Here is a 13,086-nt window from a genome sequence, read left to right on the forward strand (position 1 = left end):
TACAAATTCCTGAATGCTTGCGTGATACGGGATATAGCTTGAACGGTAACTAAAACGCCCCGGCCGAAAGGCCCGGGGCGTGGTCACGATTACTCGTCGATCGAGGCCTGATAAGCCGCGGCGTCCAGCAGGTTCGCCAGCTCGCCTTCGTCGGCGGCTTTAATCTGGAACAGGAAGCCGTCACCGTAGGGCTCGCTGTTCACCAGCTCCGGAGAACTTTCCAGCTCGCCGTTCACCGCCACGATTTCGCCGCTGATTGGCGCGTAAATGTCCGACGCCGCCTTGACGGACTCCGCCACGGCGCAATCTTCACCGGCGGCGACGTTGCGGCCCACTTCCGGCAGATCGACAAACACCATATCGCCCAGCAGTTCCTGCGCGTGTTCGGTGATGCCTACGGTGTAAACGCCGTTACCTTCTGAACGAACCCACTCGTGGGAGGATGCGTATTTCAATTCTGTTGGCACATTGCTCATAGCCGGTTACTCCTTCGAAGAAATAATTTCCCGTCGTCTTTCACACTGCAGCGTTGTTGGCTGCGTACGTTCACCTCGGTCACTTACCGCAGTAAGCTCCCGAGGACTCGCGCACTTGCCGCCTAGCCGCAGCGCGAAATCCCTAGGGAAGAATCAATAAAAATCAATTTGTCAGCGGCTTGCCAGCGCGAACAAAACCGGGCTTGGTCACTTTGACCGGCATTTCACGGTTGCGGATCTGCACGATGGCCTGCTCGCCGATACCTGCCGGCACGCGCGCCAGCGCGATGCTGAAGCCCAGCGTCGGAGAGAACGAGCCGCTGGTGATCACGCCTTCATGGGTTTGCCCCGCCGCGTCGGTGAAACGCACCGGCAGCTCATTACGTAATACGCCTTTTTCCGTCATGATCAAGCCGACCAGTTGCTCGGTGCCCTGCTCGCGCTGTTGTTCCAGCGCTTCGCGGCCGATGAAACGGCGATCTTCTGGCTGCCAGGCGATGGTCCAGCCCATGTTGGCGGCCAGCGGTGAAACGCCTTCGTCCATCTCTTGCCCGTAGAGGTTCATGCCCGCTTCCAGACGCAGCGTGTCGCGCGCGCCCAGACCGGCCGGCTTGACGCCCGCGGCCAGCAATTTTTGCCAGAAATCCGCCGCCTGCTCTTTCGGCAGCGCGATCTCATAGCCGGCCTCGCCGGTGTAACCGGTGGTGGCGATGAACAGCTCGCCGGCCTGCACGCCGAAGAACGGCTTCATGCCTTCGACCGCACTTTTTTGTTCCGGGGTGAACAGCGTGCCGGCACGCTCTTTGGCCTGCGGGCCCTGCACCGCGATCAGCGCCAGATCGTCGCGCACCGTCAGCGCAACGCCATACGGCGCGGCGTGCTCTTCAATCCAGGCCAGGTCTTTGTCGCGCGTGGCGGAGTTCACCACCAGGCGGAAATAGTCTTCAGTGAGGAAATAAACGATCAGGTCGTCGATCACGCCGCCGGAGGCATTCAGCATGCCGGTGTACAGCGCTTTGCCGGGTTGGGTCAGTTTGGCGACGTCGTTCGCCAGCAGGTAGCGCAGGAACTCGCGGGTGCGGGCGCCGTGCAGATCCACGATGGTCATGTGAGACACGTCGAACATGCCGGCATCCTGACGCACCGCGTGGTGCTCATCGAGCTGCGAGCCGTAGTGCAGCGGCATCATCCAGCCGTGAAAGTCTACCATGCGCGCACCGCACGCCACGTGCTGGTCGTACAGTGGGGTTTGCTTTGCCATCTTTGCCCTCTTTCCACTCGTCGCTAGAAGTTAGGGTGCTGCCACGCAATGCGGCGGAGCCTGGCTCGCGGCCCGATCGCCATGGCGCACTGACTGCTCAACACAAATGCTGCGCCGGGACGGGCGGAAACTGCGTGCAACCGCCGTGACGCAAACGATACCTTTCCCCCGAACTTATCACCGAACGACCACATTAACCATAAGTTAAAATAGGCTCATCGCCGTTCCGGGGCGGTAAAATGCCGGGCTAGTGTGCAGAGTTTTTCACTGGAAAAATGCGCTTTAAGGCACAAAATTAACAATTAAAGCGGCAAAACTCCGAAGTTATATAACAAACCGGCGGCCGCGCATGAGATTCCGACTTTTGATTACCGAACATGGAATTAGAAAAAGTAATGATAAAAAGCAGCTGAAATTAGATTATTTCAAATGAAGGGTTATATAAGGAAAGACGATGGCATAAGGCGAGAAGCGCGAGCCCTCAGGGGGCTCGCAGAAGGCAGGTGTCAGGCAAGCCACTCGGGCAGATCGTTCAGGCCCATTGCCTGACGCACCAGCTTTGGCTTGACGCCCGGCAGGCTGTCCGCCAGCCTCAGCCCCACGTCGCGCAGCAGCTTTTTGGCCGGGTGGTTGCCGTCGAACAGTTCGCGGAAACCCTGCATGCTGGCCAGCATCACCGCCGCGCCATGTTTGCGGCGGCGCTCATAGCGGCGCAGATAGAGATGCTGGCCGATATCCTTGCCCTGCCGCTGCAGGCGGCGCAGCTCGGAAATCAGCTCGGCGGCGTCCATAAAGCCGAGGTTCACGCCCTGCCCGGCCAGCGGATGCACGGTATGCGCCGCATCGCCCACCAGCGCCAGGCGGTGTGCGGCGAAGCTGCGCGCATAGCGGCCGGTCAGCGGGAAGGCCAACCGTTCGCTTTCCAGGCTGCAGGCGCCCAGACGCATATCGAAGGCCATCGCCAGTTCGCGGTTGAATTGTTCCGGTTCCAACTGCTTGAGCCGCTCGGCGTCTTCCGGCGTCACCGACCAGACGATGGAGCTTAAATGCGGATCGCTGAACGGCAGGAACGCCAGAATGCCATCGCCGTAGAAAATTTGCCGCGCCGTCGCCTGATGCGGTTCTTCGGTGCGAATGGTGGCTACCAGCGCATGGTGGCGGTAATCCCAAAAGGTGAGCGGGATGTCGGCGTGCTGGCGCAGCCACGACTGGGCTCCGTCGGCGCCGATCACCAGCCGAGCAGTCAGCATGCGGCCATCCTCCAGCGTGACGAAGGCGTCGTTCTCGCCCCACGCCACCTGCTTGAGCGCGGCCGGGGTAATCAGCGTGATGTCCGAGAGGCTTTCGGCGCGTTTCCACAGCGCCTGCTGGATCACCGAGTTTTCGATGATGTGGCCGAGATGGCTGAAGCCGCACTCGTCGCCGCGGAAGGCGATTTTGCCGAAGCTGTCTCGCTCCCACACTTCCATCGCGTTGTAAGCGCTGGCGCGCAGCTGGAGAATGTCGTCCCACACGCCGATGTGCTGCAGCAAACGCTCGCTGGCGGCATTGATGGCGGAGACGCGCAGCGCAGGCTGCTCCGACGGCGGCGCCATGTCCGGCTGGCGCTGCTCCAGCACCGCCACGCGCAGCCCGCTGCCCTGCAGGCCGCAGGCCAACGCCAGCCCCACCATACCGCCACCGGCGATAATCACGTCAAATGATTGCATGCTGCTCGATTTCCTTAAATAACGCGCGACGCCTTGCCGCGCCGCGTTTTGGGCGCGCCACAGGGCACCCGATTCTGTGTCTAACGTTCCACCCAGCCCAATGTGCGTTTGGCGAAGGCGTCGCGCACCGCCGGCAAACGCTCCATCGCCATCAGCCCCAGATTACGGCCGACCACCAGCGGGGCATAACGGTTGGCGAACAAACGGATCAATCCGTCGGTCACGCCGATCGTCGCCTGCTGATCGTTTTGCCGCCGCTGCTGATAGCGGCTCAGCAGCGCATAACCACCGGCGTCTTCGCCGCTGTCTACCGCTTCCGCCAGCGTTTCCGCCAGCGACATCACGTCGCGCAGGCCGAGGTTGAACCCCTGCCCGGCGATCGGGTGCAGCGTCTGCGCCGCGTTGCCCACCAGCGCCAGACGATGGCTGACATGGCGATCGGCGGTCAGCAGGCTGAGCGGATAACTGTGCCGTTTACCGGCCTTGAGGATACGCCCCAGCCGCCAGCCGAAGGCCTGTTGCAGCTCGGCGATAAAACGCTCGTCGTCCCAGGCATCTACCCGGGCGCGATCTTCGCGCGCATGGCACCACACCAGCGAACTGCGCCCCTGCGACATCGGCAGCAGCGCCAGCGGCCCGTAGCGGGTAAAACGCTCGAAGGCGCGCCCCTGCGGATCTTCCGCCGTGGTGACGTTGGCGATGGTGGCGAACTGCGGATACTCCTCCTGCCGCCACTGCACGTTGCTGGCCTCCGCCAGCGCCGAACGCGAACCGTCGGCCGCCACCAGCAGTTGCCCGCACAGGCGCAGACCGGTATCCAGTTGTACTTCCGCCCGCTCTGCGGTGCGGATCACGTCCACCACCCGCGCGGGGCAGTGCAGCGTAACGCCCGGCGCCTTCGCCAGCAGCGCGAACAGCCGCTGCCCGGCGTCGTGCAGTTCGATCACCTGGCCAAGCGCATCGACCTGATAATCCTGCGCCTGCAGATTCACGAAACCGGCGTGGCCGCGATCGCTGACGTGCACCTGAGTGATCGGCGTGGCGCAGTCGCGCAGCGCCGGCCAAACGCCGATGCGCGCCAGCTGTTGGCAGGTGCCCTGCGCCAATGCGATGGCGCGGGCGTCAAAGCCCGGGTGGCTGCGGTCGCCCGGCCGAGTCGCCTCGACCAGATCCACCGCAATCCTTCCCTGAGTAAGCGACGAGATAGCCAGCGCCAACGTCGCGCCCGCCATACCGCCGCCAACGATAATTACGCTCATTTTATGACCTTGCCGCCGCCATCAACGCTTCGATGGCATCGGCGTCTTTCACCACGGTGGCGGTCAGGTTTTCGTTGCCGTCGGCGGTGATCACGATGTCGTCCTCGATGCGGATGCCGATGCCGCGGTATTCCGCCGGCACGTCCGCATCCGGCGCGATGTATAGCCCCGGTTCCACGGTCAGCACCATGCCCGGCTCCAGCAGCCGATCGCGGCTCGGCGTGCCGTAGTGGCCGACGTCGTGCACGTCGAGGCCCAGCCAGTGGCTCAGCCCATGCATGAAGAACTGCCGGTGCGCCTGCTCGGCGATCAGTTGGTCGACTTCACCTTTCAATACGCCCAGCTCCACCAGCCCGACCACCATGATGCGCACCACTTCGTCGTTGACTTCGCGGATGCTGGTGCCGGGTTTGAACAATGCCAAAGCGCGCAGCAGCGACGCCAGCACGATGTCGTACACCGCGCGCTGCGGCTTGCTGAACTTGCCGTTGACCGGGAAGGTGCGGGTAATGTCGCCGGCATACCCCTGATACTCGCAGCCGGCATCGATCAGCACCAGATCGCCGTCGCGCATCTGGCTCTCGTTCTCGGTGTAGTGCAGGATGCAGCCGTTTTCGCCGCTGCCGACGATGGTGTTGTAAGACGGGTAGCGAGCGCCGAGGCGGGTGAATTCATGGTGAATCTCCGCTTCCAGCTGGTATTCGAACATGCCCGGGCGGCATTTTTCCATCGCGCGGGTATGCGCCAACGCGCTGATCTCACCGGCGCGGCGCATCACCGCCAGCTCTTCCGGGGACTTGAACAACCGCATGTCGTGCAGCCACGGCCGCCAGTCGGTCACGGTGGCCGGCGCCTGCAGGTTCTGGCGGAACCCCTTGCGCAGCTTGTCCAGCGCGCCGAACAGGATCTGATCGGCGTAGGCGTATTCACCCTGCGCGTGGTAAACCACATCCAGGCCGTTGAGCAGCAGGTGCAGCTGGTCATTGATTTCATCGAACGGCAGCGCGCGATCCACGCCCAGCTTCGCCGGCGCGGCGTCTTGCCCCAGGCGGCGGCCAAACCAGATTTCCGCTGTCAGATCGCGCACCCGGTTGAACAGCACGCTGTGGTTGTGCGTTTCGTCGCTTTTGATCAGCACCAGCACCGCTTCCGGCTCATTGAAGCCGGTCAGGTACCAAAAGTCGCTGTTCTGCCGATAGGGATAGTCTGAATCTGCACTGCGCGTCGTTTCCGGCGCAGAGAAAATAACCGCCGCGCTGGCCGGCGCCATTTTCGCCAACAGCGCCTGACGGCGGTTGTTGAATTCCTGCTGAATCATTACCTTCTCCTGAAATCATGCCATCCGCACCGCCGGCGGAGGGGCGATAGGACGTTTAGTGCAACGTCGGTTTGATGTTTTCCGGCGCCGTTGGCTTGTGACGGGTGAATTCGCCGTGGCACATGATGGCGGCGACCCGCACATACTCCGCCACTTCTTCCAGCGACTGTTCCAATTCTTCCTGATCTTCGTCTTCGTCGTAGCCCAGTTGCGCAATGTTGCGCAGATCGTCGATCGCTTCACCGACCTCGTCTTTCACCTGGGCCAGCTTCGGCTGCATCATCCCCAGCCCGAGCAGGAAGTGGTTGACCCAACCGCCCAGGGCGTCGGCGCGGTCAAACACACTGACGATCTCCCCTTCAGGCAGCATCAGTTGGAACAGGAATTCGTCGTCTTCCAGCGTTTCACGCGTCACTTCATACAGCTGTTGCAGCGGTTGGCTGAGCGCCTGCGGGAAGGCGACGCCTTCGTTGGTCAGATCGTGCACCAGCGCCTGCCAGCCGGCATCACGGCTGCCGCCGCACAACAGGCCGCTGATCAGGCCGTGCATTTCTGCCGCGGTCAGCGCCACCGACTGCTGGTTGAGGGCCACGGTCAAAGATTGGTAACTTGGAAATGTATTCTGTATAGACATGCGCATTCGTCATCGTTGGCAGGATAAGTTCGTGTTATGCTACCACCAAGGTCCGTCGCTATACCAGATAAGCGCGACACCTCAGTGGCTAGTTATAATCGCGATGTGGCAGGTTTCACACTGCGCCGGCGGGTGGCGAAAGTGCGGTAAATACGCATTTTGAAACCCTTTTTTGACTGGCAATGTGCGCCACAGTAGATTACAACCAGGTACTGAAAAAGGGGTTGTATCTTGGTACCGAGGTATATATAGTGGCGCCCGCTTTGACGGCCCGGCCAGGGCGGACAAGGCTGGCGCGAAATTTAGGCAGGAAGGTGGCATGTCTGCACAACCGGTAGATATTCAAATTTTTGGCCGCTCGTTAAGAGTCAATTGCCCGCCAGAACAACAAGATGCGTTGAATATGGCGGCGGACGATCTTAACCAACGGTTGCAAGATCTTAAAGTTCGCACTAGAGTCTCCAATACTGAGCAACTGGTTTTCATCGCGGCATTGAACGTCTGTCACGAACTTGCTCAAGAACGGTTGAAAACCCGTGACTATGCGTCCAATATGGAACAACGCATACGGATGCTGCAGCAGACCATTGAACAAGCGCTGCTTGAACAAGGTCGCATCTCTGAACGTCAGGATGCACAATTCGAATAACTTAAGTTGTTGAAATCAAAGTTTCGGCAACGAGTACAAAATTTCTCTGAGATGTTCGCCAGCGGGCCAGTCCCCTGAGCCGATATTTAGTACAAACAGAATGTGTTGCTCCGCGATCGGTGAGCACGCTCGGTGCGCCGAGAAGCCTTAAGATTGCGACGGCACGTTCACCTTGAACCATGGGTTCAAGGGTTACAGCCTGCGACGGCATCTCGGAGATTCCCCTTCTCAGCGGTTTATGTGTGCTGAACGCCACACTGAGCAAGCCTGATACGATGCCTTTTCAACCCCAATTCGCGCAGCAGCGCCAAGCCATTCGTCAACTCATTCGCCAACGTCGGCGCGAGCTTACGCCGGGCCAACAACACTTTGCCGCAGACAAGATAGCCGAACGCCTCGTCGCGCACGCACGTATTCAGGCAGCGCACAGCATTGCGGTATTTTTGTCGTTTGACGGTGAACTCGACACCAGGCCGCTGATCGAGCAACTGTGGACCCTCAGCAAACGGGTTTACCTGCCGGTGCTGCACCCGTTCAGCCCGGGGCACCTGCTGTTCCTGCGCTATGCGCCGGAAACGCCGCTGGTGCGCAATCGCTTCAATATTCTCGAACCGCGCCTCGATGTGCGCCAGGTGTTGCCGCTGGGCAAGCTGGACGTCGTGCTGACGCCACTGGTGGCATTCGATCATACCGGGCAGCGTCTGGGCATGGGCGGCGGCTTTTACGATCGCACCCTGCAAAACTGGCAGAGCGACGGCCCCTATCCCATCGGCCTGGCCCATGATTGCCAGCAGGTGGAGCACCTGCCAACCGAACATTGGGATATCCCGCTGCCGGAAATCCTCACCCCGCTCTGCAGCTGGGCGTGGCACGAGCCCAAATAACAAAAGGCCGGATCGCTCCGGCCTTTTTCGTTGCGGCGAGCCGCCGAATCAGAACAGCAGACGGGCGCGAATGGTGCCGTCGATAGCCTTCATGCGCTGCAGCGCGGCGTCGGCGCGCGCGGTTTCCGCTTCAATGTCTATCACCACATAGCCGATTTCCGGCCCGGTTTGCAGATACTGTGCGGCGATGTTAACCCCCTCTTCGGCGAAGATCTGGTTAATCTGCGTCAACACGCCCGGACGGTTTTCGTGGATGTGCAGCAGGCGGCTGGCGTTCGGGCCATGCGCCGGCAGCGACACTTCCGGGAAGTTGACGGCAGACAGAGTCGATCCGTTGTCGGAGTATTTCGCCAGCTTGCCGGCCACTTCGTCGCCGATGTTCTCCTGCGCTTCCTGCGTGGAACCGCCGATGTGCGGCGTCAGCAGCACGTTATCGAACTCACACAGCGGCGAGTTGAACGGATCGCTGTTGGTCGCCGGCTCTTCCGGGAAGACATCGATCGCCGCGCCCGCCAGGTGATTGCTGGCCAGCGCGTCGCACAGCGCAGGGATATCCACCACGGTGCCACGCGAGGCGTTGATCAGAATGGCACCCGGTTTCATCAGCGCCAGCTCTTCCGCCCCCATCATGTTCTTGGTGGCCAGCGTTTCCGGCACGTGCAGCGTCACCACGTCGCTCATATTGAGCAGATCGGACAGATGGCGCACCTGCTGCGCGTTGCCCAACGGCAGCTTGTTCTCGATGTCGTAGAAGAACACCTTCATGCCCAGCCCTTCGGCCAGAATGCCCAGCTGGGTGCCGATGTGGCCGTAGCCGATGATGCCCAGCTTTTTACCGCGCGCCTCATAGGAGCCCACGGCCAGTTTGTGCCACACGCCGCGGTGCGCCTTGGCGTTGGCGGCCGGAATGCCGCGCAGCATCAACAGCAGCTCGCCCAGCACCATTTCGGCCACGGATCGGGTATTGGAGAAGGGGGCGTTGAAGACCGGAATACCGCGTTTGGTCGCCGCTTTCAGATCAACCTGGTTGGTACCGATGCAGAAGCAGCCCACCGCCACCAGTTTCTCTGCGGCGGCGAACACTTCTTCGGTCAGATGCGTACGCGATCGGATGCCGACGAAGTGCGCATCGCGGATGGATGCCTTCAACGATTCGGTGTCTAACGCACCCTTATGGTATTCGATGTTGGTATAACCGGCGGCACGTAAGTTATCGACCGTGCTCTGATGAACCCCTTCCACCAACAGGAATTTAATCCTGTCTTTCTCCAATGATACTTTTGCCATTTACCCGACCCTATGTTCAGACTTCAGAAGCGGCTGTGACGACACAGCTCCCATCCAACATAACAAAAATAACGCGGGCGGCAATACAAACGATTGCCTGCCCGGCAGGACAAGGCGCAGCGTTGATGGCGGTTTACGGCAGAAAATGCCATAGGGAAAGTTTTCGGCAGAAGCTTTGGGGAGTCAGGTTTCACAATGTGACATAAGTCACCAAATTTGCCGTTTTTCAGAAAAGATATTTTAACCGAAGAATTATGCGGCCCGGCACTGCCGGGCCACAGACGGCAGAAGCTTATTTGACCACTTTCACGCCTTCCGAGGTGCCAACCAGCGCCACGTCCGCGCCGCGGTTGGCGAACAATCCCACGGTCACCACGCCGGCGATGCCGTTGATCTTGTTCTCCAGCGCGATGGCGTCGGTGATGCTCAGGTTATGCACATCGAGGATCACGTTGCCGTTGTCGGTCACCACGTTCTGGCGATATTCCGGCAGGCCGCCGAGTTTCACCAGCTCACGCGCCACGTAAGAGCGGGCCATCGGGATCACTTCCACCGGCAGCGGGAACTTGCCCAGCACGTCCACCTGCTTGCTGGCGTCGACGATGCAGATGAATTTCTTGGCGATGGCGGCGATGATTTTCTCGCGCGTCAGCGCCGCGCCGCCACCCTTGATCATCTGCATATGGCCGTTGATTTCGTCCGCGCCGTCCACGTAGATATCGAGCGAGTCCACTTCGTTGCTGTCGAACACAGGGATGCCGAGGCTTTTCAGCTTGGCGGTGGAGGCATCGGAGCTGGACACCGCGCCTTCGATCTGGTGCTTGATGGAGCCCAGCGCGTCAATAAAGTGGGCGGCGGTAGAACCGGTGCCGACCCCGACGATGGTGCCCGGCGTCACGTATTCCAGCGCCGCCCAGCCCACCGCTTTTTTCAGTTCATCCTGCGTCATAATATGTCCCTTGCCTCTGTACGAAAACGTGTGCGTATTATAGGGTAAAACGCTGTTTTTCACGCTGGCAGGATCACACTTATTTACCGCAGCCCGCATTTTTGCCCGCTTGGCGGCGAGGTAGGGGCGTGATTTTTCCACCTGCGCCGTGCGCAAAATGTGGCATAGTGCCGGTATCATTCTAATTTAAGGGATATCTTTCCGATGAAACGCCCAGACTATCGTACGCTGCAAGCGCTGGACGCGGTGATCCGTGAGCGCGGCTTCGAGCGCGCCGCTCAAAAACTCTGTATCACGCAATCGGCGGTATCCCAACGCATCAAACAGCTGGAAAATCTGTTCGGCCAACCGCTGCTGGTCCGTACCGTGCCGCCGCGCCCCACCGAACAAGGGCAAAAGCTGCTCGCGCTGCTGCATCAGGTGGAATTGCTGGAAGAAGAGTGGCTGGGCAACGACACCGGCGTCGATACGCCGCTGCTGCTGTCGCTGGCGGTCAACGCCGACAGTCTGGCAACCTGGCTGCTGCCGGCGCTGAAGCCGGTGCTGGCGGACTCCCCCATTCGCCTGAATCTGCAGGTGGAAGATGAAACCCGCACCCAGGAGCGGCTCCGCCGCGGTGAGGTGGTGGGCGCGGTGAGTATTCAGCCGCAGCCGCTGCCGAGCTGCCTGGTGGATCGGCTGGGGGCGCTGGATTACCTGTTCGTGGCCTCCCGCGGCTTCGCCGAGCGCTACTTCCCGAGCGGCGTCACCCGTTCCGCGCTGCTGAAAGCACCGGCGGTGGCCTTCGACCATCTCGATGACATGCACCAGGCGTTCCTGCAGCAGAACTTCGATCTGTCGCCGGGCAGCGTGCCCTGCCACATCGTGAACTCGTCGGAAGCCTTCGTGCAGCTGGCACGCCAGGGCACCACCTGCTGTATGATCCCACACCTGCAGATCGAAAAGGAGCTGGCATCCGGTGAACTGATCGATCTGACGCCGGGGCTGTACCAGCGCCGCATGCTGTACTGGCACCGTTTCGCGCCGGAAAGCCGCATGATGCGCAAAGTGACCGACGCGCTGCTGGAGCACGGTCATCAGGTGCTGCGCCAGGATTAAAACGAAAAAAGGTTCGCCGCAGCGAACCTTTTCTTCAACACGATAGCCTTACTGCGCGGCGTTGCGCTGCAGCTCGAACACCACATCCACCTGATCGTCGAAGTGAATGCTTTGCTGCTCATAGGTTTGCGCCGCGTCGCTTTCCGCCGCCGCGCCGGCCGCCTTATACATCCGCGCCACCGGCATCGGCTGGTAGTTGGCAACCCGGTAGCGAATGCTGTACACCGGCCCCAGCTTGGCGTGGAAGCCTTTGGCCAGGGATTCGGCCTGCTGAGTCGCGTTCTCGATCGCTTTTTGCCGCGCCTGCTCACGATACACGTCCGGCTTGGCGACGCCCAGCTCCACCGCGCGGATCTCGTTCAGGCCGGATTTCAGCGCGCCGTCCAGCAGCTCGTTCAGCTTGTCCAACTGACGCAGGGTCACCTGCACCTGACGCACCGCCCGGTAGCCCTTCAGCACCGACTCGCCGGTTTTCAGGTAATCGTATTCCGGCTGGGTGCGCAGGTTGGCGGCGCTGATGTCTTTCTTCTCAATGTTGTTTTTCTGCAGGAAATCAAAGTACTGCGCCACGCGCTCGTCCACCTGCTTCTTCGCCTGGGCGGCGTCTTTGGAGGAAACGCTCACTTCGATCGCCAGGGTGGCGATATCCGGCGTGGCGTCCACGCTGGCGGTGCCGGAGGTGACGACGTGTGGCCCTTCAGGCACTTCAGCCGCCTGCAGCGCCATCGGTAACGTCCCTAATCCGACCATTGCGGCCATAGCCAATGCTTTTAGCTTCACAGTGTCTCCTTAATGACAGGCTGTCTCTGATCGCCGGCTTTTCCCTGTGAGAACCGCCGGATTCCTGGCATCAAACGTAGCATATCGCGCGGCGTTTTGAATTCGGATTAGTGACAAATTCTTATAAATTTGCCCCCTGCCAGGCCAGCTGCAGCGCGATGCCCCACATCACCAGCCCGACCAGCGCGTTGATGATGCGCTGCGCCCGCTGCGTGTTCAGCCATGGCGCCAGCCAGGAGGCCAGCAGCGCCAGCCCGAAGAACCACACCGCCGACGCGCTGACCGCGCCGAGCGCGAACCAGGAGCGCACATCCGCCGTCAGCTGCCCGCCCAGGCTGCCGAGCACCACAAAGGTATCCAGATAAACGTGTGGGTTCAGCCAGGTGACCGCCAGCATGGTGACCACGAGGCGCCAACGGCTCTGCGCCAGCTCCTGCGCCGCGGCCTGCGCCGGTTGCGGGCTCAAGGCGGAACGGAACGCACCCCACCCGTACCACAGCAGAAACGCCACCCCGCCCCAGGTGACCAGCGCCAACAGCAGCGGCGAGCGGGTCAGCAAAGCGCTGCCGCCGAAAATCCCGGCGCAAATCAGCACGATATCGCTCAACGCGCACAGCGAAGCGATCATCAAATGATACTGGCGGCGAATGCCCTGATTCATCACGAATACGTTCTGCGGGCCCAGCGGCAGGATCATGGCGGCGCTCAGGGCAAAACCCTGCAAGAAGACGGCTAACATGGGGATTCCTCGAATGATAAAAGGCGCCGGACAAGGGCGCGTG

At 60.9% G+C, this 13,086-nt stretch carries 13 protein-coding genes and 1 other RNA gene; 4 read left to right on the forward strand and 10 right to left on the reverse strand.

Features of this window, described 5'->3' with window-relative positions:
- Positions 1–89: 89 nt before the first annotated feature.
- The 6 genes from gcvH to C9411_RS22125 form a co-directional block, all read right to left on the reverse strand.
- On the reverse strand, positions 90–476 hold the full coding sequence (gcvH, locus tag C9411_RS22100; protein WP_063990680.1) for a glycine cleavage system protein GcvH: 387 nt from the start codon (positions 474–476) through the stop codon (positions 90–92).
- Between the two features lie 163 nt (positions 477–639).
- A complete protein-coding gene (gene gcvT / locus C9411_RS22105) occupies positions 640–1,737 on the reverse strand; it encodes a glycine cleavage system aminomethyltransferase GcvT (protein WP_004931631.1) in 1,098 nt (365 codons plus the stop codon).
- 506 nt (positions 1,738–2,243) lie between these two features.
- Positions 2,244–3,446: an FAD-dependent 2-octaprenylphenol hydroxylase gene (gene ubiI, locus C9411_RS22110; RefSeq protein WP_107227942.1), complete on the reverse strand. Its 1,203-nt coding sequence runs from the start codon at positions 3,444–3,446 to the stop codon at positions 2,244–2,246.
- Between the two features lie 80 nt (positions 3,447–3,526).
- Positions 3,527–4,705 (reverse strand): 2-octaprenyl-6-methoxyphenyl hydroxylase, encoded by a 1,179-nt coding sequence (gene ubiH / locus C9411_RS22115; RefSeq protein ID WP_107227943.1) that lies wholly within the window; start codon positions 4,703–4,705, stop codon positions 3,527–3,529.
- Position 4,706: 1 nt separating this feature from the next.
- Positions 4,707–6,023: a Xaa-Pro aminopeptidase gene (gene pepP, locus C9411_RS22120; RefSeq protein WP_063990676.1), complete on the reverse strand. Its 1,317-nt coding sequence runs from the start codon at positions 6,021–6,023 to the stop codon at positions 4,707–4,709.
- A 55-nt stretch (positions 6,024–6,078) separates the two neighbouring features.
- On the reverse strand, positions 6,079–6,657 hold the full coding sequence (locus C9411_RS22125) for a YecA family protein (RefSeq protein ID WP_063990675.1): 579 nt from the start codon (positions 6,655–6,657) through the stop codon (positions 6,079–6,081).
- A 319-nt stretch (positions 6,658–6,976) separates the two neighbouring features.
- On the opposite strand from C9411_RS22125, the gene zapA reads away from it, so the two are divergent.
- The 3 genes from zapA to C9411_RS22140 all read left to right on the forward strand — a co-directional run bounded on the left by zapA (position 6,977) and on the right by C9411_RS22140 (position 8,190).
- On the forward strand, positions 6,977–7,306 hold the full coding sequence (zapA, locus tag C9411_RS22130; RefSeq protein WP_004931621.1) for a cell division protein ZapA: 330 nt from the start codon (positions 6,977–6,979) through the stop codon (positions 7,304–7,306).
- Between the two features lie 40 nt (positions 7,307–7,346).
- Positions 7,347–7,529, forward strand: a non-coding RNA gene (gene ssrS, locus C9411_RS22135) — 6S RNA.
- Positions 7,530–7,581: 52 nt separating this feature from the next.
- Positions 7,582–8,190, forward strand: a complete 609-nt coding sequence (locus C9411_RS22140; RefSeq protein ID WP_063990674.1) for a 5-formyltetrahydrofolate cyclo-ligase — start codon at positions 7,582–7,584, stop codon at positions 8,188–8,190.
- A gap of 48 nt (positions 8,191–8,238) precedes the next feature.
- On the opposite strand, the gene serA is transcribed toward C9411_RS22140, so the two are convergent.
- Positions 8,239–9,477: a phosphoglycerate dehydrogenase gene (serA, locus tag C9411_RS22145; RefSeq protein ID WP_025304156.1), complete on the reverse strand. Its 1,239-nt coding sequence runs from the start codon at positions 9,475–9,477 to the stop codon at positions 8,239–8,241.
- Positions 9,478–9,769: 292 nt separating this feature from the next.
- Complete coding sequence (gene rpiA, locus C9411_RS22150; RefSeq protein ID WP_063990673.1) at positions 9,770–10,426, reverse strand: ribose-5-phosphate isomerase RpiA; 657 nt, start codon at positions 10,424–10,426, stop codon at positions 9,770–9,772.
- A gap of 204 nt (positions 10,427–10,630) precedes the next feature.
- Here rpiA and C9411_RS22155 point away from each other — a divergent pair, with 204 nt between their 5' ends.
- Complete coding sequence (locus tag C9411_RS22155; protein ID WP_033649429.1) at positions 10,631–11,524, forward strand: LysR family transcriptional regulator ArgP; 894 nt, start codon at positions 10,631–10,633, stop codon at positions 11,522–11,524.
- A gap of 48 nt (positions 11,525–11,572) precedes the next feature.
- Here the strand turns inward: C9411_RS22155 and C9411_RS22160 are convergent, their stop codons facing one another.
- Positions 11,573–12,304 carry an oxidative stress defense protein gene (locus C9411_RS22160; protein WP_025160209.1) on the reverse strand — a complete coding sequence of 244 codons (732 nt, stop codon included), beginning with the start codon at positions 12,302–12,304 and terminating at the stop codon, positions 11,573–11,575.
- A 121-nt stretch (positions 12,305–12,425) separates the two neighbouring features.
- Positions 12,426–13,043 carry an arginine exporter ArgO gene (gene argO / locus C9411_RS22165; RefSeq protein WP_033635865.1) on the reverse strand — a complete coding sequence of 206 codons (618 nt, stop codon included), beginning with the start codon at positions 13,041–13,043 and terminating at the stop codon, positions 12,426–12,428.
- Positions 13,044–13,086 lie beyond the last annotated feature (43 nt).

Origin of the sequence: Serratia sp. Nf2 (genome assembly GCF_003028435.1) — a bacterium.
Taxonomy (GTDB): domain Bacteria; phylum Pseudomonadota; class Gammaproteobacteria; order Enterobacterales; family Enterobacteriaceae; genus Serratia; species Serratia marcescens_L.